The sequence below is a fragment of the Micrococcus antarcticus genome (genome assembly GCF_044872765.1).
Classification (GTDB): Bacteria; Actinomycetota; Actinomycetes; order Actinomycetales; family Micrococcaceae; genus Micrococcus.
Genome location: NZ_CP085253.1, coordinates 893665 through 913241, shown reverse-complemented (window position 1 = coordinate 913241; position 19577 = coordinate 893665). Strand labels below are relative to the sequence as shown.

Annotated in this window: 20 protein-coding genes and 1 pseudogene; 13 read left to right on the top strand and 8 right to left on the bottom strand. The window is 70.7% G+C overall.

All coding sequences use genetic code 11. The features are described from left to right. Window positions 1–30: 30 nt before the first annotated feature. From hemE to LG274_RS04170, 6 genes are read left to right on the top strand one after another with little or no spacing between them, the layout of a single operon-like run. Window positions 31–1224 carry a uroporphyrinogen decarboxylase gene (hemE, locus tag LG274_RS04195; RefSeq protein WP_298987462.1) on the top strand — a complete coding sequence of 398 codons (1194 nt, stop codon included), beginning with the start codon at window positions 31–33 and terminating at the stop codon, window positions 1222–1224. Next, window positions 1221–2771 carry a protoporphyrinogen/coproporphyrinogen oxidase gene (locus LG274_RS04190; RefSeq protein ID WP_404465580.1) on the top strand — a complete coding sequence of 517 codons (1551 nt, stop codon included), beginning with the start codon at window positions 1221–1223 and terminating at the stop codon, window positions 2769–2771. Before hemE ends, LG274_RS04190 begins: the two co-directional genes overlap by 4 nt. Continuing rightward, entirely contained in the window at window positions 2768–3484 is a 717-nt protein-coding gene (hemQ, locus tag LG274_RS04185) for a hydrogen peroxide-dependent heme synthase (protein ID WP_298987458.1), read from the top strand. Before LG274_RS04190 ends, hemQ begins: the two co-directional genes overlap by 4 nt. Next, window positions 3484–4839, top strand: coding sequence for a ferrochelatase (locus LG274_RS04180; RefSeq protein WP_404465578.1), 1356 nt, complete (start codon window positions 3484–3486; stop codon window positions 4837–4839). Before hemQ ends, LG274_RS04180 begins: the two co-directional genes overlap by 1 nt. Window positions 4840–4845: 6 nt before the next feature. Further along, a complete protein-coding gene (hemC, locus tag LG274_RS04175) occupies window positions 4846–6045 on the top strand; it encodes a hydroxymethylbilane synthase (protein WP_298712072.1) in 1200 nt (399 codons plus the stop codon). 1 nt (window position 6046) lies between these two features. Beyond that, window positions 6047–6952, top strand: a complete 906-nt coding sequence (locus tag LG274_RS04170) for a uroporphyrinogen-III synthase (RefSeq protein WP_404465576.1) — start codon at window positions 6047–6049, stop codon at window positions 6950–6952. Window positions 6953–6967: 15 nt separating this feature from the next. On the opposite strand, the gene LG274_RS04165 is transcribed toward LG274_RS04170, so the two are convergent. The 4 genes from LG274_RS04165 to LG274_RS04150 all read right to left on the bottom strand — a co-directional run bounded on the left by LG274_RS04165 (window position 6968) and on the right by LG274_RS04150 (window position 9674). Continuing rightward, on the bottom strand, window positions 6968–7201 hold the full coding sequence (locus LG274_RS04165; RefSeq protein WP_298712077.1) for a hypothetical protein: 234 nt from the start codon (window positions 7199–7201) through the stop codon (window positions 6968–6970). A 129-nt stretch (window positions 7202–7330) separates the two neighbouring features. Continuing rightward, window positions 7331–8401: an NYN domain-containing protein gene (locus tag LG274_RS04160; RefSeq protein ID WP_404465574.1), complete on the bottom strand. Its 1071-nt coding sequence runs from the start codon at window positions 8399–8401 to the stop codon at window positions 7331–7333. A gap of 314 nt (window positions 8402–8715) precedes the next feature. Then, complete coding sequence (locus LG274_RS04155; protein ID WP_036381382.1) at window positions 8716–9318, bottom strand: cadmium resistance transporter; 603 nt, start codon at window positions 9316–9318, stop codon at window positions 8716–8718. Further along, on the bottom strand, window positions 9315–9674 hold the full coding sequence (locus tag LG274_RS04150; RefSeq protein WP_006590980.1) for a helix-turn-helix transcriptional regulator: 360 nt from the start codon (window positions 9672–9674) through the stop codon (window positions 9315–9317). Before LG274_RS04150 ends, LG274_RS04155 begins: the two co-directional genes overlap by 4 nt. A gap of 193 nt (window positions 9675–9867) precedes the next feature. On the opposite strand from LG274_RS04150, the gene LG274_RS04145 reads away from it, so the two are divergent. Genes LG274_RS04145 through LG274_RS04135 form a run of 3 tightly spaced genes read left to right on the top strand, consistent with a single transcriptional unit; the run spans window position 9868 to window position 12684 of the window. Beyond that, complete coding sequence (locus LG274_RS04145) at window positions 9868–10464, top strand: recombinase family protein (RefSeq protein ID WP_010534181.1); 597 nt, start codon at window positions 9868–9870, stop codon at window positions 10462–10464. A 7-nt stretch (window positions 10465–10471) separates the two neighbouring features. Continuing rightward, window positions 10472–11869 carry a Mu transposase C-terminal domain-containing protein gene (locus LG274_RS04140; RefSeq protein ID WP_404465571.1) on the top strand — a complete coding sequence of 466 codons (1398 nt, stop codon included), beginning with the start codon at window positions 10472–10474 and terminating at the stop codon, window positions 11867–11869. Beyond that, window positions 11866–12684, top strand: coding sequence for an AAA family ATPase (locus LG274_RS04135; protein WP_037161208.1), 819 nt, complete (start codon window positions 11866–11868; stop codon window positions 12682–12684). The genes LG274_RS04140 and LG274_RS04135 overlap by 4 nt, the downstream gene beginning before the upstream one ends. Before the next feature lie 126 nt (window positions 12685–12810). On the opposite strand, the gene LG274_RS04130 is transcribed toward LG274_RS04135, so the two are convergent. Both LG274_RS04130 and LG274_RS04125 read right to left on the bottom strand, forming a co-directional pair. Further along, window positions 12811–13233: an HIT family protein gene (locus tag LG274_RS04130; protein ID WP_319076290.1), complete on the bottom strand. Its 423-nt coding sequence runs from the start codon at window positions 13231–13233 to the stop codon at window positions 12811–12813. Window positions 13234–13818: 585 nt separating this feature from the next. After that, complete coding sequence (locus LG274_RS04125; protein ID WP_343281983.1) at window positions 13819–14256, bottom strand: MarR family transcriptional regulator; 438 nt, start codon at window positions 14254–14256, stop codon at window positions 13819–13821. A gap of 143 nt (window positions 14257–14399) precedes the next feature. On the opposite strand from LG274_RS04125, the gene LG274_RS04120 reads away from it, so the two are divergent. From LG274_RS04120 to LG274_RS04105, 4 genes are read left to right on the top strand one after another with little or no spacing between them, the layout of a single operon-like run. Next, entirely contained in the window at window positions 14400–15389 is a 990-nt protein-coding gene (locus LG274_RS04120; RefSeq protein ID WP_404465569.1) for an alpha/beta fold hydrolase, read from the top strand. Then, window positions 15386–16096 carry an alpha/beta hydrolase gene (locus tag LG274_RS04115; RefSeq protein ID WP_343281981.1) on the top strand — a complete coding sequence of 237 codons (711 nt, stop codon included), beginning with the start codon at window positions 15386–15388 and terminating at the stop codon, window positions 16094–16096. The genes LG274_RS04120 and LG274_RS04115 overlap by 4 nt, the downstream gene beginning before the upstream one ends. After that, window positions 16093–16623, top strand: coding sequence for a DUF1697 domain-containing protein (locus tag LG274_RS04110; RefSeq protein WP_343281980.1), 531 nt, complete (start codon window positions 16093–16095; stop codon window positions 16621–16623). The genes LG274_RS04115 and LG274_RS04110 overlap by 4 nt, the downstream gene beginning before the upstream one ends. 24 nt (window positions 16624–16647) lie before the next feature. After that, window positions 16648–16962: a hypothetical protein gene (locus LG274_RS04105; protein WP_404466087.1), complete on the top strand. Its 315-nt coding sequence runs from the start codon at window positions 16648–16650 to the stop codon at window positions 16960–16962. Window positions 16963–16986: 24 nt separating this feature from the next. Here LG274_RS04105 and LG274_RS04100 read toward each other — a convergent pair. Both LG274_RS04100 and LG274_RS04095 read right to left on the bottom strand, forming a co-directional pair. After that, window positions 16987–18213, bottom strand: a pseudogene (locus tag LG274_RS04100) (IS3 family transposase). Window positions 18214–18653: 440 nt separating this feature from the next. Further along, on the bottom strand, window positions 18654–19520 hold the full coding sequence (locus tag LG274_RS04095) for a F510_1955 family glycosylhydrolase (protein ID WP_298713843.1): 867 nt from the start codon (window positions 19518–19520) through the stop codon (window positions 18654–18656). Between the last annotated feature and the right edge of the window lie 57 nt (window positions 19521–19577).

The following is a 19577-nucleotide window of genomic DNA, read 5'->3' as shown; positions in this document are numbered from 1 at the left end:
TGCGGGCGGAGCCGGTGCGAGGATGGGGTCATGTCCACTGATCCTCTGACTCCCGAGGGCGGCACGCCGGACGCCGGCGTCCCCGCCCCCGCGCTCCCCGCCGGGCACCCGCTCCGCACGGGCGACACCGCTCGCTCCACCGCGGCCAGCCCGCTCATCCGGGCGCTGCGCGGCCAGCAGCCCTCCCGCCGCCCCGTGTGGTTCATGCGCCAGGCCGGCCGCTCGCTGCCGGAGTACAAGAAGGTCCGTGAGGGCGTCGGCATGCTCGAGTCCTGCCTCATGCCCGAGCTCGTCCGGGAGATCACCCTCCAGCCCGTGCGGCGCCACGACGTGGACGCGGCCATCTTCTTCTCCGACATCGTGGTGCCGCTGAAGCTCGCCGGCGTGGACGTCGAGATCCAGCCCGGTGTGGGCCCCGTGCTGGGCGCCCCCGTGCGCACCGCCCGGGACGCCGCGGCGCTGCCGGACCTCGAGGACTCCGCCCTGGACGTGATCCGCGAGGCCGTCGCCGCCACCGTCGCCGAGCTCGGGGACCGGCCGCTCATCGGCTTCGCGGGCGCCCCCTTCACGCTGGCCGCCTACATGGTGGAGGGCCGTCCCTCCCGAGACCACTTCGGGCCGCGCCGCATGATGCACGGCGATCCGCAGGCGTGGGCGGCGCTGGCCGGCTGGGCCGCGCGGGTCTCCGGCCAGTTCCTCCGCGCGCAGCTCGAGGCCGGCGCCTCGGCGGCCCAGCTGTTCGACTCGTGGGCCGGCTCGCTCTCCGCGGACGACTACCTCGAGCACGTCCAGGCGCACTCGGCCGCGGCCCTCGCCCACGTGGGCGACATGGCCGGCCCGGGCGTGCCCGGGGGCGCGCCGCTGCTGCACTTCGGCACCGGCACGGGCGACTTCCTCCACCACATGCGCGACGCCGGCGCCTCCGCCGTCGGCGTCGACCACCGCCTCACGCTCGCCGAGGCCGATCGCCGCCTCCGCGCGAATCCGGGCGCCGACGGTCGCGGTGCGGTCCCGTTGCAGGGCAACGTCGACCCGGCCCTCCTCGCCGCCCCGTGGCCCGTGCTCGAGGCGCACGTGCGCGGCGTCGTCGCCTCCGGCGCGGCGGCCCCCGGACACGTGGTGAACCTGGCCCACGGGGTGCCGCCCGAGACCGATCCGGACGTGCTCACCCGCGTGGTCGAGCTCGTGCACTCGATCCCCGCGACCCCGGGGGGGCGCGCGTGAGCGGGACGGCCCTCGTGGTGGGCGGCGGCATCGCCGGCCTGCTCTCCGCCCGCCGGCTGCGCCAAGCGGGCTGGGACGTCACCCTCGCCGAGGCCACCTCGGTGCTCGGCGGCGCGCTGTCCTCCCGCTTCCTCGACGTCCCCTCGATCTCGCAGTCCGGGACGGGGTGCACCCAGGCCCTGGAGCTCGACGGCGGCGCGGAGTCGTTCGCGGTGCGCGGAACCGCCGTGCGGGACCTCCTGGAGGAGCTCGGGCTCGGCGGCCGCATCGTCGCGCCCGCCCCGCTGGGCTCGTGGCTCCACGGCCCGGAGGCCACGGTGCCGGCCCCCCGCCTGGGTCTCCTGGGCATCCCCGGCGACCTCGACGCCGACGACCTCGCCCGGGCCCTGAGCTCCGCGGGGCTCGAGCGCGCCCGGGCCGACGCGCACGCGCCGATGGACCGGTGGACCGAGGCCCTCGCCGCGGGCCGCCCCGTCACCGTCGCCGAACTGGTCGCCGACCGGATGGGGGAGGAGGTGCTCACGCGCCTCGTGGGCCCCGTGGTCGGCGGCGTGCACTCCGCCGACCCCGCCGTGGTGGACGTGGAGCGCGTGGCGCCAGGCCTGCTCGCGGCCGCGGTCGCCCAGGGCGGCCTCGCCGCCGGCGTCGCGGCCCTGCGCGGGGGCGCCACGCCCGGCGCCGCCGTCGCCGGCCTCGAGGGCGGCATGAACCGCCTGACGACACGCCTCGTGGAGTCCCTCCGCGAGGACGGGGTCACCGTGCTCCGCGGCGTGCGCGTGGCCGCCCTCTCCCGCGTGGGTGAGGGGTGGTGGGCCCAGATCTCCGACCGCGACGACGAGGTGGTGCGCGGGCTCGACGTGGACCGCGTGGTCCTCGCCGTGGACGGGTCCACCGCATGGGACCTGCTCTCCCCGCTCTCCCACGGCGTGCTCGGCGAGGCTGACGGGCCGGCACTGTCCGACGGCGTCGCGCTCGCCACCTTCGTGGTCGACGCCCCCGGGCTCGACGCCGCCCCGCGCGGCACGGGCGTGCTCGTGGCCGAGGGCACCGATGTGGCGGCGAAGGCCCTCACCCACGCGACCGTCAAGTGGGACTGGCTGCGCGACGTCGTGGCCCGTCCCGGCGCCGACGGCGAGCCGCGCCACCCGCACCGGCACGTGCTGCGTCTCTCCTACGGGCGCCACGGCGGCGGGGACGAGCAGCTCGGCCCCCGCTCCGGGGATGAGGAGCTCCTCACCCAGGGCCTCGCCGACGCCGCCGCCCTCACCGGGGTGCCGCTGGCCGAGCAGGACGTGGTGGCCCGCGCCGTCACGCGCTGGCGCCACTCCATCCCGCCCCAGGCCGGGCCCGATCGGGAGGCCACCGACGCGCTGCTCGCGTGGGCCGCGCCCGTGCCGGGCCTGGACGCGGTGGGAAGCTGGGTGCACGGGACCGGCCTGGCCGCCATCGTGGCCGGGGTGGAGGCCGTGTTCGCGGCCGACGGTGCCCGAGCCGATCTGGACACACCGACGAAGAACGACGAGACGAACGAGGACGGAGCACCATGACCCAGGACGCGACCACCACTCCTGCCGCCGCCGGCAAGGACTGGTTCACCACCTATACGATGTTCGCCCGCCCGCAGGGTGAGCCGGGCTGGCTGGACCTGTCCGGCAAGGAGGCGCGCAAGGCGGTCAAGGAGTTCGACGCCGTCGTCGAGGGCCTCGCCGGCCGCGGCGTGACCGTGCGCGGCACCTACGACATCTCCGGCATGCGCGAGGCCGGCGACGTCATGGTGTGGATGTACTCGCAGACCCCCGAGGACCTGCAGTCCGGCATCCGCGCCCTGCGCCGCACCCGCCTCCTGGAGCGCACCACCACGGTGATGTCCGCGATGGGTGCGGACCGGATGGCGGAGTTCAACAAGGAGCACGTGCCGGCCTTCGCGATGGGCCGCAAGCCGCTGGACTGGCTGTGCTTCTACCCGTTCGTCCGCTCGTACGACTGGTATCTGCTCGACCCCAAGGAGCGCGCCCGCATGCTGCGCGAGCACGGCAAGCTGGGCCAGGACTTCCCGCAGGTGTGGGCGAACACCACGAGCGCGTTCGGCCTCAACGACTGGGAGTGGCTGCTGGGCCTGGAGGCTCCGGAGCTGAAGGACCTCGTGGACATGATGCGCCACCTGCGCAACAACGAGACGCGCATGCACGTGCGCGAGGAGGTCCCGTTCTACACGGGCCGCCTTGTGGAGACCGCCGAGCTGCTGGAGGTGCTGGCCTGATGAGCGGACAGAACGCCGCGGGGGGCGCCCCCGCCGAGACGATCCCGTCCGGACCGATCGAGGTCGAGCGGGCCGAGCCCGGCCTCGACTACGACGCCGCGGGCGCCATGGCGCCCAAGGAGTACGACGCGCTGCTGCTCGCCTCCTTCGGCGGGCCCGAGGGCCAGGAGGACGTGATCCCGTTCCTGCGCAACGTCACGCGCGGCCGCGGGATCCCTGACGAGCGCCTCGAGGAGGTGGCCACCCACTACCGCGCCAACGGCGGGGTCAGCCCCATCAACGGGCAGAACCGGGCGCTGAAGGCCGCGATCGAGGCCGAGCTGGCCTCCCGTGGCATGGACCTGCCCGTCTACTGGGGCAACCGCAACTGGGAGCCGTACGTCCCGGACGCGCTGCGGCAGATGCACGAGGACGGCCATCGCCGGATCCTCACCGTCACCACCTCGGCCTACTCCTGCTACTCCTCGTGCCGCCAGTACCGCGAGGACATGGGCATGGCGATGGAGAAGACCGGCCTGGAGGGGAAGGTGGACCTGGACAAGACGCGCCAGTACTTCAACCACCCCGGTTTCATCGCCCCCTTCCGCGAGGGTCTCGCCGCCGACCTGGCGTCCCTGCGCGCGGAGCTCGGCGAGGACGCCCGGATCCACGTGCTGTTCGCCACCCACTCGATCCCCGTCTCCGACGCCGCCGCGGCCGGGCCGCGCGGCACCGCCGCCGCGCTCCGCGAGGCCGCCGGCGGCGAGCCGGGCGAGGTCGAGGGCGCGGACGTCTACTCCGCGCAGCACCTGGACGTGGCCCGCGAGATCCTCGCGGGCGTGCCCGGTGGCGAGGACGTCGACTGGTCCCTGGTGTACCAGTCCCGCTCCGGCCCGCCGTCGGTGCCGTGGCTCGAGCCGGACATCAACGACGCCATGGAGAACCTGGCCGGCCCCGAGGCGCCCGTGGACGAGACGGGCCGCGCGGTGGCGGGCTTCGTGGTCGTGCCGCTGGGCTTCGTGTCGGACCACATGGAGGTCGTGTGGGACCTCGACACCGAGGCGAAGGACACCGCGGCCGAGCTGGGCGTCGGCTTCCGCCGCACCCCGACCCCGGGGACGGACCCGCGCTTCGTGGCCGGGCTCGTGGACATCGTGGAGGAGCGCCTGGGCCGCCGCGAGGGCCGCGCCGCCCAGGGCTGCTTCCCGGCCTGGTACGACGTGTGCCGTCCGGACTGCTGCTCCAAGGTGATGCGGGACGGATCGGTGCGCCCCACGACGTCGGCCGTGGACGCGCCGGTGCGAGGGCTCGCCGAGCACCAGGCGGGGTCCGACGGCACCGCCGCTGACGCCGCCGTCGAGCCCCCGCAGGCCTGAGCCGTCATGGAGGCACTGCGCATCGGCACGCGTGGCTCGGCCCTGGCCACCACGCAGACCCGGCAGACGGCGGAGGCCGTGTCGGAGCGCGCCGGGCTGTCCCATGAGCTCGTGGTGATCCGCACGGAGGGCGACGTGACCACCGGATCGCTCGCCTCGCTGGGGGGCACCGGGGTGTTCGCGTCGGCCCTGCGCGCGGCGATCCTCGACGGCGCGGTGGACGCCGCCGTCCACTCCCTCAAGGACCTGCCGGCCGCCCAGCCGGCGGGCCTGGAGATCGCGGCGGTGCCCGCGCGCGCGGACGTGCGCGACGCCCTGTGCGCGCGCGACGGCCTGACCCTGGAGACCCTGCCCGAGGGTGCGCGGGTGGGCACGGGCTCGCCCCGCCGGGTGGCCCAGCTCAAGGCGCTGCGGCCCGACCTCGAGCTCGTGGACATCCGCGGCAACGTGCAGACGCGCCTGGCGCGCGTGCCGGGGCTCGAGCAGCACGACGACGGCGCCCCCGCCGCGGCCGGAGCCCCCCGCGGCGACCTCGACGCCGTGATCCTCGCGTGCGCCGGGCTGGACCGGCTCGGCATGGGCGAGGTCATCACGGAGCGCATCGACCCGGACGTCCTCGTCCCGGCGCCGGGCCAGGGGGCCCTGGCCGTGGAGATCCGCGCCGACGAGCGGCCCCTGCTCGACGAGTCCCTGATGGACGGCCCGGCCGGGGGGCTCGCGGGCCTCGATCCGGACTCGGACGAGGCCGTCCTGCGGAGCGCCCTCGAGCTGGTGGACGACCTGCCCACGCATGTGGCCGTGACCGCCGAGCGGGCGCTGCTGCGCCGCCTCGAGGCCGGCTGCGCCGCGCCGATCGGGGCGCTCGCCACCGTGGAGGACCTCGACTCCGGGGCGCCGCGCATCGAGATGCGGGCGATGGTGGCCGCCGTCGACGGCTCCCAGGTGCTGCGCCGCACCTCCTCCGTGCAGCTGGACCCCGTGCCGGACGACGTCGCCGCCGACCCGGCCGAGGCCGCCGAGTGGATCGAGGACACCCTGTTCCTCGCCGCCGAGGCCCTCGGGGTGCACCTGGCGGAGCTGTTCATCGCGGAGGGCGCGGACCTGCTGCCCGGCACCGTGCGCGGCGTGAAGGAGTCCGCCGAGGACGTCTACGAGGGCGGCACCCCCGCCGACGTCGACGCCACCGGCACCGACACCGAGGCCTGACGTGCGCGTCCTGCTCACCCGGCAGCCCGCTCAGGCCGGAGCCCTGGAGGCCCGGCTGTCGGGCGCCGTCGTGGGCGGGGAGGCCGTGGAGGTCGCGTTCCTGCCGCTCGTGGACTTCGTGCTGACCGGCGGCGCGGAGGCGGACGCCCTCGGCAGGATGTCCATGCAGCTCATCGCCCCGGGTGCGCGCGGCGTGCTCGTGGTGACGAGCCCCAACGCCGTGCGGGCGCTGCGAGGACACGACTTCGGAGGCGTCGACGAGGGCGTGCGGGCGGTCGCCACCGGCCCCGGGACGGCGCACGTGCTGGTCGCCGCCTCGCCCGGCATCCGCGTCTGGACGCCCCCCGAGGACCGGTCGGCCCGGGGCATCCTGGCCGGGATGACCGGACCGACGGCGGCCCCGGAGGTCGTCGAGGGCCTCTGGCCCCCCGCGGAGGGGCATGCCGTGCCGATCGCGTGGCTGCCCCAGTCCGACCTCGCCCGGCCCGCGCTGGCCGACGGGCTCCGCGCGGCGGGCTGGGACGTGCGCACCGCCGTCGCCTACCGCACCGTGCCGTATCCCGGGACGCCGCCGTGGCGACGGCTGCTCGCCGAGGGAGAGGGATCCGTGGCCGCCTCGGACCCGGTCGTCGCGGAGGCGTGCACGGCAGCTCCCGACGCGCCCGTCGTGACGCCTGCCCAGCTGTCCGAGGCCGAGCCGGGCACGGTGGTGCTCCTCACGAGCTCCTCGTCCGCCGAGCAGTTCGCCGAACGGGGCCTGGGGCCGGCGGCGCGGGAGCGGGTGCGCCTGCTGGCCATCGGCGAGCCGACGCGCGCCACGTGCGTGCGCCTCGGCCTGCCGCTCGCGGGGACGTGCGCCACGCCCGACGCCGCGGGCGTGCTGGCCGCTCTCGCCGGGCTGGGCTGACGGAGCGCCGAGGCGTCAGAGGGTGCCGTCGCCGTTCTCGTCCTCCGGGCGCTCGCCCAGAGAGCCCAGGATGTCCACGCGGGGCTCGCGCAGGATGGCCACGGCGACGTTGGCGAAGCCCGTGTTGGACAGCAGCGTCGAGGCCTCCTCATCCGAGAGGTCATAGGCGTGTGCCAGCATGCGGACGTTCTCGGTGTAGAAGGCGTGCAGGCGGTCGACGCCGCGCAGGAACTCCAGGGTGTTGGCCATTCGACCATCGTAGAGGCGTTCGGGGACCATCCGGTGGATCTGGGGTGAACACAGGGCGACGGCGGGCGGGCGGCGAGCCTGCCCACCGCTCGCCCGCCGTCCCCTGTCCGCGTCGCGGGGTGAGGGCGCTCAGCCCTCCGCGCGGCGGCTGCGGCGCTTGAGGCTGACCTCGATCGAGCGGCCCTCCGTGCGGGTCTGCAGGTAGGGCTGGTCCGCCACGAGCGTGGAGAGCTTCTGGTGCCCGAAGTCGCGGGGGTCGAAGTCCACGTGGGTGCGGCTCAGGTGCTGGCCGATCAGGCCCATCGAGGCCCAGCCGTCGTCGGAGCTCGTGGCGGTCACGGCCTTGACGAGCGCGGACTGCAGGTTGATGCGCGGTGCGACGTCGTGGTCGGCGTCCGGCTCCGCGTCCACCGGCACCTCCGGCGGCGTGGGATCCTCGGCGATGGCCGCCTCCGATCCCGACGACGACGCACGGCGGCTGCGGCGACCGCGCGCGGCGGCCTTCGGCTCTGCGAGTGTGTCGGCCTGCTCGGCGGCGGACTCGTCGGTCCCGCCCGCGGCGGCCGCGGTGTCGGAGTTCTGGTCGCCCGAGGCGGCGTCGTCGTCCTTCGCGTCCTTGTCTTCGGCGGAGCGGCCCCGACCCCGGCCGCGTCCGCGGCCTCGGCCTGAGCGCGAGGGCTTCTCGGCGGCCGACTCGTCGGACGCCTCGGAGGCGTCGTCGTCGGTCTCGACGTCGACGTCGTGGTCGTCCTCGGCGCCGAGCAGCTCGAGGTAGATGAACTGGTCCACGGCGTTGCGCAGCGAGGCCGGCGTCTTGCGGGCGCCGAGGCCGATCACGCGCTTGCCCGACTCGCGCAGACGGGTGGCGAGGCGGGTGAAGTCGGAGTCGGAGGAGACGAGCGCGAACGCGTCCACGTTGCCCATCCAGAGCAGGTCCATCGCGTCGATGATGAGCGCGGAGTCCGAGGAGTTCTTGCCCACGGTGTAGGCGAACTGCTGCACGGGCTGGATGGCGTGGTGGTTCAGCGCCTTCTTCCATCCGTTGAGGTTGGTGGTGGTCCAGTCCCCGTAGGCGCGCTTGATCGTGGGCGTGCCGTAGGTGGCGAGCTCCTCGAGGATCAGCGGGGCGTACTTGGGGGAGACGTTGTCACTGTCCATGAGGACGGCGATGCGCAGGGAGGCTGCGGTGGGTTCAGACATGCCTCCCAGGGTAGCCGGGGGATCGTGGTGGAGAGGGGCGACTGCGGCGGCCCCGGGTGTGGGTGGTCAGCACGCGCCATGAACGGTGAGGCGGCGGAGGTTGTGGCGAGGTGGTTGTGGCGACGGTTGTGGCGTGCCCAGAGAGCAATGAGAACGCTATTCGGTGTGGCTTCGTTCGCTTGGTGGCGGGGTTTTTGCAGCGCTCCGTGGCGGTCTTGTTGCCGCGATCACGCAGGACTGGCTGCAGGTAGGTGTCGCGGTCTGAACCGAGAGGGGTGCGCCCGGTCGGGGCCGTTTGGATCGCTGCCGCTACGTCAGAGTCCGAAGGCTCCGCCGCTGACGAGGATCACGATGCCGAGGCCGATGAGAACGATGGGGAAGAGGACGTGCTCCCAGCGTTCGAGCACTTCGGCGATCGGGGGGCGGGTGGCGACGAACTTTGCCAGGGCCACCAGGACCGCGACGAGCGCGAGGAAGACGATGCAGTAGGCGACTACTGCGAGAGGTTCCACGCTGAGGAAGACAGGGGTGTAGACGCCGATGTTGTCGCCGCCGTTGGCAAGGGTGACGCCTGCGACTGTCCACACACCGACCTTCTTGCCGGCAACCTTGGCCTCGTCGTCATCGTCGTCATCGTCTCCGCGCCAGGCCTGCCATGCGGCCCAGAGGCCGAGGCCCAGAGGGATGAGACCGAAGTACGGGATGGCTGCCGAGGGCAGGAATGCTCCGGCACCGATGGTCACCAGGACCGCGGCACCGAGGATGCCGGCGAATCCGAGGTACTGGCCGGCCAGAATGCGGGCGGTAGTGCCGCGCTGGCCTGCCCCTCGCGCGAAGAAGAGGGAGAGCACGATGATGTCGTCGATGTTGGTCGCTGCGAACAGGCCCATCGCCTGCAAGACCGAGGTGAGGATCATGCGCCCTCCCCAGCTGCGTCGCATCCGGGAAGCGAGCAGGCGGGATCGATGCACGGGGCGTCTTCGTCCACTGCCAGGGTGGCATCGACCAGTGCCGTCAGCGCCTGCGCCAGGTGCGAATCGGCGATCTCATATCGTGTCCGACGACCCTCGGGCTCGGAGACGACGATCCCGCAATCGCGCAGGCATGCCAGGTGGTTGGACACGTTCGGGCGTGTCAGGTCCAGATCTCGGGCCAGTTCCGCCGGGTAAGCGGGATGGTCGAGCAGGGTCAAGATGATCCGGGATCGAGTGGGGTCGGCCAGTGCACGACCCAGGCGGTTCATCACGTCGAGACGCGAAGCAATAGTCAGCATGGACTGAACTATACAGCGCGCACTGAACACTCGGTCACAGGCGTCAGCCCAGATCGCATGCCCGTAAGGGGAACCCTCACCGGACACCACCGCTACTTATCGAGAGGAACGACGGCACGCCTGGCGGGCTGTCCCGTAAGACCCGTCCGGTGAACTGTCCGGTGAAGGGAGGGTATATGACACACTGGGGAGCATGTCCCCCTTGAAGGTCGGCTATGCCCGAGTCTCCACCGACGAGCAGGACCTAACCGCGCAGCGTGACGGACTCGCGGCGTTCGGCGTCGATCCCAAGCGCATCTACGTCGATCACGGGCTCACGGGCCGCAACGCCGACCGTGAGGGCCTGCGGCAGGCGCTGGCTGCCTGTCGGGACGGCGATACGTTCGTGGTCACCAAGCTCGATCGGCTGGCGCGTTCAGTCCGTGATGCCCACCAGATCGCCGACGACCTCGCGGCGCGGGAAGTGAAGCTGAGCATCGCCGGATCGGTGTACGACCCGACCGACCCGATGGGGAAACTGTTGTTCAACGTGCTGGCGATGGTCGCCGAGTTCGAAGCCGACCTCATCCGTGCCCGCACCCGCGAGGGGATGAAGGTCGCCAAGGCCAAGGGCCGGCTGCGCGGGAAGTCACCGAAACTCACCCCCCGGCAAGAAGCTCACCTCGTCCAGCTACATGCTGCCGACGAGCACACCGTGGGCGAGCTGGCCGAGCTGTTCAGCGTGGGCCGCTCCACGGTCTACCGCGCCCTTCAGCGCGCCGAGCGCGGGCGCGAGAACGCCTTGCAGTAGGTGCGTCGTGGACGCTCGAGCGCGGTGGCGAATCCTCAGGCTCCACGTCGAGGACCAGGTGCCCCTCGCGCGCTTAGCTCGCGAGACCGATGTAGGGCTGCGGACCCTGGAGCGCTGGCACGCCCGCTACCGCGCCGACGGCTACGCCGGACTGGAGACAGCCTCACGGGCGGACGCCGGCTCCCGCCGCCTTCCGCCCGACCTCGTCGACCTGATCGAGGGCCTGGCACTGAGCAAGCCGCGGCCGGCCATCGCCACGATCCATCGCAAAGTCACGGGCATCTGCGCCGCCCGGAGGTGGCCGGTCCCCTCCTACTCGGTGGTGTGGGACATCGTGCGGACCCTGGATCCCGGCATGGTCACCCTCGCCCTGGAGGGCGCAGCGTCCTACCGCGACAAGCACGAGCTGGTGCTACGCCGGCAAGCAGAGCTGCCCAACGCGATGTGGCAATCCGATCACACCATGCTCGACATCCTGGTGGTGGGCACCGACGGCAAGCCCGCACGGCCATGGCTGACAACGATCCTCGACGACTGCTCCCGGGCGGTCTGCGGCTACACAGTCTTCCTGGGCGCACCGTCGGCGATGAACACCGCCCTGGCGCTGCGCCAAGCGATCTGGCACAAGACCGACCCGGCCTGGCCGATGTGCGGCCTGCCCGACGTGCTCTACGTCGACCACGGCAGCGACTTCACCAGTGACCAGCTCGCCCACACCGCCGTCGACCTCCACATCCGACTGATCCACTCCACCGTCGCCCGACCCCAGGGACGGGGCAAGATCGAGCGGTTCTTCGGCACCATCAACACCGAGCTACTCGCCACCCTGCCCGGACACATCACCGAAGGGCACCCCTGGCCGACACCGAAACTGTCCCTGGCCGCCCTCGATAGCGCCCTGGAGGCGTTCGTGGCCACCTACAACGACCGCACGCACAGCGAGCTCGGAACCTCCCCGCGCAGCGCGTGGATCGCCGATGGCTGGCTGCCCCGAATGCCCGAGAGCCTGGAAGACCTCGACAGGCTGCTGTTGACCGTCGCCAAGACCCGCGTCGTGCGCCGCGATGGCATCCGCTTCCAGGGCCTGCGCTACGTCTCGCCAACTCTGGCCGGCTACGTCGGACGCTCGGTCGTGATCCGCTACGACCCCCGCGACATCACCGAGATCCGCGTCTTGGATCACGACGAATTCGTCTGCAAGGCCGTCAACCAAGAGCACCACGACCAGAAGGTCAGCCTCAAGGAGATCCAGGCCGCGCGCAACGCCCGCCGCCGGGCGCTGCGAGCCGGCATCAACGAACGCATCGCCCTCGTGGCCGCACCTACCGAGACGCCACGGATCACCGAAGCACCGGCTCCGGCGCCGAGGTCGGCGTTGAAGATCTACAAGGAGGACCTCAGGTGAGCCAGCGCTTCATCGTCACCAAGGAGCACCGCCGCTTCACCGAGTTCGCCGACGCCGTGCGCCGCGGGCACACCATCGGTTTGTGCTTCGGATCAGCCGGCGTAGGAAAGACACTCTCCGCGCGCCGCTACGCACACTACGAGAAGGCTCATGACCTGCTGACCTACTGGGGGCCGCGCTCCGACAACGACGCCAAGATCTACGCCGCCTTGAACCGGAGCCGCACCGTGCTCTACACCCCCAGCGTGCTGACCACCCCGCGGACCCTGAAGGACGAGCTGACCCAAGCCATCACCCGCACCAACATGTGCATCGAGCAGCACCTCGTACCTCCCGGCACGGCCACTCCCGAGGCCTGGGGATGGCGACACGGCAGGAACTACGTGGAGCTGATCATCGTCGACGAGGCCGAACGACTGCGTCCCGCCGCTCTGGAACTGCTGCGCGATCGCTACGACCGCGACGACATCGCCCTGATCCTGATCGGCATGCCCGGCCTGGAGAAGCAGTTCAGCCACTACCCCCAGTTCTACAGCCGAGTCGGCTTCGCCCACCAGTACCGGCCCCTGGGACAAGACGAACTGCTGTTCGTCCTCGAGCGACACTGGCGATCCCTCGGCAAGACCCTCGACCCCGACGACTTCACCGACGCCCAAGCCATCGCAGCCATCGCACGGATCACCCGCGGCAACTTCCGGCTCCTCGAACGCCTCTTCCCCCAGATCCAGCGGGTCCTGAAGATCAACGAACTCGACACCATCACCAACGACGTCATCGAAGCCGCACAGAGCACCCTGGTCATCGGTGTCACCTGACCCCGCCACGAAGCGACCGAAGAACCCCGCCATTCAGCAGACGAAGTCACACCCAGAGAGCTACGAGCACGCTATTCGGAGTCTCATGGTGAGGACGCCACAAACGACCGGTTGTGCCGCATCTGCCTAGCTGCTCTGTATGTGCATCCCAATCCGTAGCGCCGTTACGGTTGCTTCCGGGCTTGTCGGGGTCGAGGACGGGGGCAGGTGGATCGACACCTGATCGTCGCGGTGGCGAGGGATCACGTGCAGGTGAACATGGGGCACGTCCTGTTCGGCTTCAACGCCGTCTGATAGGTGCAGGTTCACCGCGGGAGCCAGGGTCCTACGGATGACGCCGGCCACTCGCGTGGCGAGGGTGAACATCTCGGCGCCTTCCTCGGGTCGGAGGTCGGAGAGTGTGGGGACATGGCGCCGAGGGGTGATGAGGCAGTGACCGTCTGCGACCGGATAGAGGTCAAGGAAGACGAGCGAAAGCGCACCTTCGGTGACCACATGGGCGGGGGTGCGCCGCTCGGCGACTTCGCAGAAGGGGCAGGAGATTCCCATCGTCCGACTATAGGAGGGCCTGCACCGCCGGGAGGAGAGATGCGTGAGCTGGCGAGCCAACTGGCATGGATCTCGCCCGCAGCAAACGACCGTTCGCGGCTGCGCTTCCACGAGCGCGAGACCAGCCCCTCACACTCCGAGCGTCTCGCCCTATCTCCACTGCGCCTCTGCACTGCTATCTTCCTAGCCATGTTCACTCTCTGACGGCATCGCGCTGAACACCCCACCATCACGAGAGGAACAACTGTGCCCACTGACCTTCTGACTCTTCACTTGCCGCAGCTCTACCCTGCTGGCCAGCTCCCTGGAGGACTCGACTTTCGAGGATTGGACGCTGGGATGGCCGACGATCTGGCCCAGTGCTATCTCATGAGCTACCCACCCGACGTCGCCGCCTCCGATCTAGACGAGGCGTGCGAGGAGATGAACGCGACCTTCCGCGGTGACTACGGTGGATACGGAAGTCTCGTCCGACACCGCTTGTAGGCGAGTTCGAGCACCGATGTGGATCCATCGAGTCAGCATGTTGGCGAGAGTCGACACCACCGGACGCCAGCCCAGATGCCTGGCCGTGCACGCCGCGACCTAGCCAGGGTGCCGCGCATGTTTCCCAACGGCTCGCGTGATCCGGTCCAGGTCACCGCTGAGGCGTTCCCAGTCGAGCTCGCCGACCGTGGCGACCACTTCCGCGACCCACGCACGGTGAGCGCTCTGGATCGCCGCGAGTGCGCTTTTTCCGGCTGCCGTCGTGACGAGGAGTCGGGACCGCTGGTGGCGTGGGTTGTCCTCGTAGCGCGCAAGACCGTCTGCTACGAGCTCGTCGGCGACGCGCTGGACGCTCTGCCGCTGGAGCCCGAGCCGGCGGGCGATGTCCGGAACGGTCGCGCGGTCGCCGGCGGCCTGGAGGACCATGCGCCGGGAATGCGTTTGACTTGCCGCCGCGGACACTTGCTCCCCGGCGTCGCGCAGGAGCCGGTTCACCTCGAAGATGGCATGCAGTGCCGAGTCGGCGTCGGCGTTCACACTTCTATGCTTTGACAGCACGCTGTCATACTCCTAGGGTGGCGATGTGACAGCATGCTACCAACTTCTCGTGGGTTGCACTCGGGGCTCCCGAAGCGGGCTTCGAGTCGCTCCGAAGCCGCTTGAGTCAGACGCGGTGGCCGGTGCTGCCCTCGTCGGAGGCGGGGGTGCGCGGTCTCGCGCCGTCGATCGTGGAGCAGTATGCGGCTGAGTGGGACCAGTGGCTTCAGCAGGAGAGCCGCGATGGATTGGGTGAGCACGTCGACCTCAGGATCGGGGGTGCCCGCGTCCATGCCGTCAGGTTTCGCGGATCAGGGCGCGTGCCGATGCTGCTCCTGCACGGCTGGCCCACCTCGTTCCTGGCCTTCCATCGCGTGATCGAGCCCCTCCAGGCCTTGGCCTCCGAGATCGTGCTGGCGTCCCTTCCCGGATTCGGCACCTCGACGCTGCCACCAGGTTCATGGTCGATCACCGACTCAGCGCGCCTACTGGCTGAGGCCATGTGGGCGATGGGCCACGACCGGTTCCTCGTCCATGGACAGGACTGGGGTTCCGTCGTCGCTCGAGCCATCGCCGCAGTCGAACCCGGGCGCGTCATCGGTGTCCACGTGAGCGCAGGGCTACGAGGCTTCATGGCCGAGAGCGCGGACGACCAGCCTGCTTGGAGCAGGCTGAGGGGGTTCGCCGTCGACGGCGGCGGATACCTTCAGCTGCAGAGTCGTCGGCCAGACTCGCTGGCGTTCGCGTTGTCGGACTCGCCGGTGGGACTGCTCGCCTGGCAGCTCGACAAGTACCAGCTGTGGCAGGCCGCACTCGGGACTGACTTCGGCCTGGGAACCGACTTCATCGTGGCCAACGCGACCCTCTACTGGCTGACAGCGAGTGCAGGCACCAGCGTGCGGATCTACTCGATGGACGCTCCCGACCTGGATGCCGCTGCTGGCGGCGTGCCGACCGCAGTGAGCGCCTTCGGCCACGGGGACTACGCCGCCCGCTCGGTGTCGTCCCGCGAGAACAACCTCGTTGCCTGGTGCCCGCATGACAGCGGCGGCCATGTCGCCTCACTTGATTCGCCCGCCGAGCTTGTCGACGACCTGACCGACTTTATCGACCGCATAGGAGCAGACACATGACCGCGAGCAGCCCCATCGTCCTTATCGGAGGTAGCGGACTTGGCCCTTGGGCCTGGGAACGCGTCACACCGATCCTGCACGACCACGGATTCCACACCATGACCCCGCAGCTGCGCACGACGGGTGACGACGCGACGCCCGCGGCCGCCGTCGGGCTGGATGACTGGGTCGAGGACGTCCACGAATCCCTCACGGACCAGGCGGATGCCACTCTCGTCGCTCACTCATTCGCTGGCTACGTCGCCGCGGCCGTACTCGAAAGACGATCGCACAGCATTCGCCGACTCATCCTCATCGACGCCGCTCTACCGCAGCCGGGCAGGTCGTGGTTCGACGTGATGGGGGCCGACGTCGCCGCGTTCATGACGAGCCTCGCCAACGACGGGGCGATCCCGTGGTTCTCCCGAGAGCAGCTCGACCAGCTCTACCCGGGCAACGGCATCGGCGACGCCGACTTCGCGTGGATGCAGCAGCACCTGACCGCGCAACCGATCGGCACCTACATGCAACCTGCGATCAACGAGCCGCTGAGCGCAGCGGGCGTGCCCGTAGCCTACGTCCGCTGCCTCCGGACCAGCCCTCCAGCCGTCGAGGTGTCGGCGGAGCACCTCGGATGGAGCTACCGCACGCTCGATGCCGGCCACTGGCCGATGATCACCCGGCCGGCGGAGACGGCGCGCGTCATCGTGGAGCTGGCCACTTCATGATCACCGTCGCCTTGTTCCGCAACCTCAACCTCGGCCACCCAGGCAGTCCCACTGGTGACGAGCTCGTCGACGCGTTCGGCGGTCCGGCGGCCGCCCGCAGCTTCCAAAGCAACGGAACGGTCGCTTTCGAGTCTATCGATCCGGAGAAGACATCGGCCGAGGCGATCCTCAAACTGCGGGCCACGGGATATCAGCAACCTGTCGTCATCCGGGCGCTGGAGCAGATTCGAAGTGCGGTCGAGGATGTGCCTCCGGTAGATCCCGGCGAAGGCGTCTACCGCTCGATGATTTCGTTCTATGACGTGCGCCAGCTCCCGGCTGTCCGCTTGCCGTTCCGCAGCCCAGATGGTCTCGTAGAGATCCGCGCCCTGGAGCCCGACTACGCCCACAGCGTCTGCTGGAAGCCGCGCCAGACCGCAGGCAACGTCACCGGGGGCCTCGAGCAACTGCTGTCCGTGCCGGTCACGACGCGGACCTTGGCGACGATTCAGCGACTTCTCGGGACAATTTCGGCCGGCATCCACTGAAGCCGCCATAGCGGATGCCGGGCAGTGAATCGAATCGAGCTGTACGCGGCGATTCGGCGCGACGCCTGCGCGGGGATTTCGAATCGTGCGCTGCAACGCAAGCACGGCGTCGGCTACCGGACCGTGGTCGCCGCTCTGGAGTCGGCCTGGCCGAAGGAGCGGAAGCCTCCCCCGAAGCGCGGGTCACGGCTGGACCGATACCGAGGAGTCATCGACGACTGGCTGCGTGCCGACCTAGACGCACCCCGCAAGCAGCGGCACACCGCGAAGCGGATCTTCGACCGGCTCCTGGATGAGCACCACGCCACCGATGTGTCGTACTGGATGGTGCGCGAGTGAAGCGCCCTGGGTTTTGTTCCGAGATCAGGACGCAACGGGCGCTGAATCCTGATCGTGAGTGTAAGCCTCCTCGACCTCGGCCGGGGTGGTGTAGCCGAGGGCCTCGTGGAGGCGGGTGGTGTTCCACCAGTGCACCCACCCCATGGTGGCCAGCTCGACCGCCTGCACGGACTCCCAGAGCCGCTTGGCATGGATGAGCTCGGCCTTGTAGAGCCCGTTCACCGTCTCGGCCAGGGCGTTGTCGTAGGAGTCGCCCACGGTGCCCACCGAGGCGCTCACCCCGGCGGTGATGAGCGCGTCGGAGTAGGCCAAGCTGACGTACTGGGCGCCTCGGTCCGAGTGGTGGATCAGGCCCTGCCGCCCGCGGGTAGCGCCGGTGGAGACCAGTGCGTGCTCCAGGGCCAGCAACGGCAGCCCCGCGGTGTGCAGGCTGCCCGAGACCGCCCATCCCACGATGCGCCGGGAGTACACGTCGGTGATGAAAGCGACTCAAGCAGAACCCCGAGATCGTGCGCACGTAGGTGATGTCAGCGACCCACAGCTGGTTCGGCCGCTGGGCGGTGAAGCAGCGCACGACGAGGTCAGGACGAGCATCCGGCTCGCCTGCCGGCCTCGTGGTGATCGGCTTACGTCCGCGCCGCACCCCTTCCACGCCGGCGAGCTTCATCAGTCGGGCGACCTGGTCCCGGCCGATCTCCCACCCGGCCCGGGCCATCGCGTGGTGCATCTTCCGGACCCCGTAGACGCTGTAGTTCTCGGCATGGATCCGCTCGAGCTCCTCGATGAGGAGCTCGTCTCGTAGAGCCCGAGCGGAGGCAGGCCGACTCTTCGCGGCACGATAGCCGCGGGAGGTGATGAACCCACATTCCGTCGCACGCAGGGTGCGACAGATGGCCTCGAACCCGAACTGATCGCGGTGTTCGTCGATGAACGCGATCATCTCGTCGTGGGGCGGTCGAGTTCCCTGGCGAAAAAAGCCGAGGCGGATTTGAGGATCTCGTTCGCGCGCCTGGCTTCAGCGAGCTCACGTTTGAGGCGCTTGTTTTCCTCCTGCATGCTCTCGCCGGCAGGCGCTGGTGCTATCTGGTGGCCGTGGCGGTTGCACCACATGCGCAGAGTCTCCTCGCCGACGCCGAGCTGCGGGGCCACAGCCCGGATCGAGTGTGAGCGAGGGCCTCCCTCGGCCACTTGGCGCTCGAGGACCATCCGCACAGCGCGCTCACGCAGCTCGGGGGTGTACTTCTTGGGCATGTTCCGATTCTCCTTCAGTTGGATCGGAACGAAACCCAGGGCGCTTCAATGGGCAACCCAGGGCAGGGGTGGTGCGGTCAGTCCCCCACCGGGGCTAGGCAGGAGGGCCCGGGAGGCCAAGTGGGACACGACAGGTGCCTTGGTCAGGGCCGAGGCGCAGGTATCGTCCACGGCCTCCAGGGCACAGACCGGCAGCCCGGGGTCGGCTGCCTCATCCCCGGCAGGCTCGGCCGGGAGCACGACCTCGGGCACCATGCCGGCCGGACCGATGGCCCCCGGCCCGAGGTGATGAACAGTTGTGGCGGCGGCCGTACCGGTGGCGGCCCAAGCCGCGCTGGTGCCCGTACCAGCGTGCATCCCGAGCAGGCCCAGGATCAACACGAGGGTGCCCAGAACGGTTCGAAGGGCGGGCCAGCCGGACAGGGGGCGGCGGGAGGAGGTCACAGCAGCGATTCGGTGGTGTTCCCGCCGTCCGTGGTGGACAGCACGGTCGAGCCGACGACCAGCAGTGCTTCGGTCTGCCCGTCGTCGGTGATGCCCGTTCCCAGGGCGGTGGCCGTGCCGACCGGGCGGTCGCTGGCGGTCCAGGTGTCGCCGGCGTCGGTGCTGGTCAGCAGGTGTCCCTCGGTGCCGGCGCCCACGGCGGTGGTGTCATCGGCCCAGGCGACCAGGTGCATCAGCTGGGGGGTGTCCAGGGTGGTCCAGGTCGCGCCGTGGTCGGTCGAGCGCAACATGCCGGTTTCGGTGGTGGCCAGCACGGTCCCGGTTTGGGGGGAGATCGCCAGCGATGCCGGGGCGACGGGGATCTCAAGGCTCTGCCAGGTGAGGCCGTCGGTGCTGGCGCGCAGTTGCCCATCGAAGCCGAGGACCCCGTTCGGGCCGGCGGCCAGGGCGTGGAAATCGGATGCGCCGCCGCGGGAGAGCACCGTCCAGCTCTGGCCCCGGTCGGTGGACTCGGCCAGGCCCAGCGGCTCGGGCAGGCCGGTGCGCGGCGCGGGGTGACCCGAGGCCAGGTAGCGGCCCTCGGGAGTCAGGGTGAAACCCATGAAGTCCACGACCGGACCGACCTGGGTCAGCTCCCCGTCCTGGAGCCGGAACAGGCCCTGGTGGGTGGCCAGCAGCACCTCACCGGACTCGGGGTCCCGGGTGAGGGCATGGACGTGGGTGATGGCCGTGCCGGTGCCCTGCGTGCCGGTGCCGGCCGCCGGGGATGTCGCGGGGTTCGGCGCGGCGCAGGCGGTGAGGGTGCCAGCGCCGAGCAGGGTCAGCCCGCCGGCGATCAGGGTTCTGCGGGTCAGGGGGGTCATGGAGCCTTTCCGCCCCGGGCCAAAAGGCGGGGCTTCTACCATTGTCGGCCGGTGACG

Coding starts and splice junctions, on each gene's coding strand:
- hemE (WP_298987462.1), top strand. CDS start 31: ATGTCCACTGATCCTCTGACTCCCGAGGGCGGCACGCCGGACGCCGGC.
- hemQ (WP_298987458.1), top strand. CDS start 2,768: ATGACCCAGGACGCGACCACCACTCCTGCCGCCGCCGGCAAGGACTGG.
- LG274_RS04180 (WP_404465578.1), top strand. CDS start 3,484: ATGAGCGGACAGAACGCCGCGGGGGGCGCCCCCGCCGAGACGATCCCG.
- hemC (WP_298712072.1), top strand. CDS start 4,846: ATGGAGGCACTGCGCATCGGCACGCGTGGCTCGGCCCTGGCCACCACG.
- LG274_RS04165 (WP_298712077.1), bottom strand. CDS start 7,201: ATGGCCAACACCCTGGAGTTCCTGCGCGGCGTCGACCGCCTGCACGCC.
- LG274_RS04160 (WP_404465574.1), bottom strand. CDS start 8,401: ATGTCTGAACCCACCGCAGCCTCCCTGCGCATCGCCGTCCTCATGGAC.
- LG274_RS04155 (WP_036381382.1), bottom strand. CDS start 9,318: ATGATCCTCACCTCGGTCTTGCAGGCGATGGGCCTGTTCGCAGCGACC.
- LG274_RS04150 (WP_006590980.1), bottom strand. CDS start 9,674: ATGCTGACTATTGCTTCGCGTCTCGACGTGATGAACCGCCTGGGTCGT.
- LG274_RS04145 (WP_010534181.1), top strand. CDS start 9,868: ATGTCCCCCTTGAAGGTCGGCTATGCCCGAGTCTCCACCGACGAGCAG.
- LG274_RS04130 (WP_319076290.1), bottom strand. CDS start 13,233: ATGGGAATCTCCTGCCCCTTCTGCGAAGTCGCCGAGCGGCGCACCCCC.
- LG274_RS04115 (WP_343281981.1), top strand. CDS start 15,386: ATGACCGCGAGCAGCCCCATCGTCCTTATCGGAGGTAGCGGACTTGGC.
- LG274_RS04110 (WP_343281980.1), top strand. CDS start 16,093: ATGATCACCGTCGCCTTGTTCCGCAACCTCAACCTCGGCCACCCAGGC.
- LG274_RS04095 (WP_298713843.1), bottom strand. CDS start 19,520: ATGACCCCCCTGACCCGCAGAACCCTGATCGCCGGCGGGCTGACCCTG.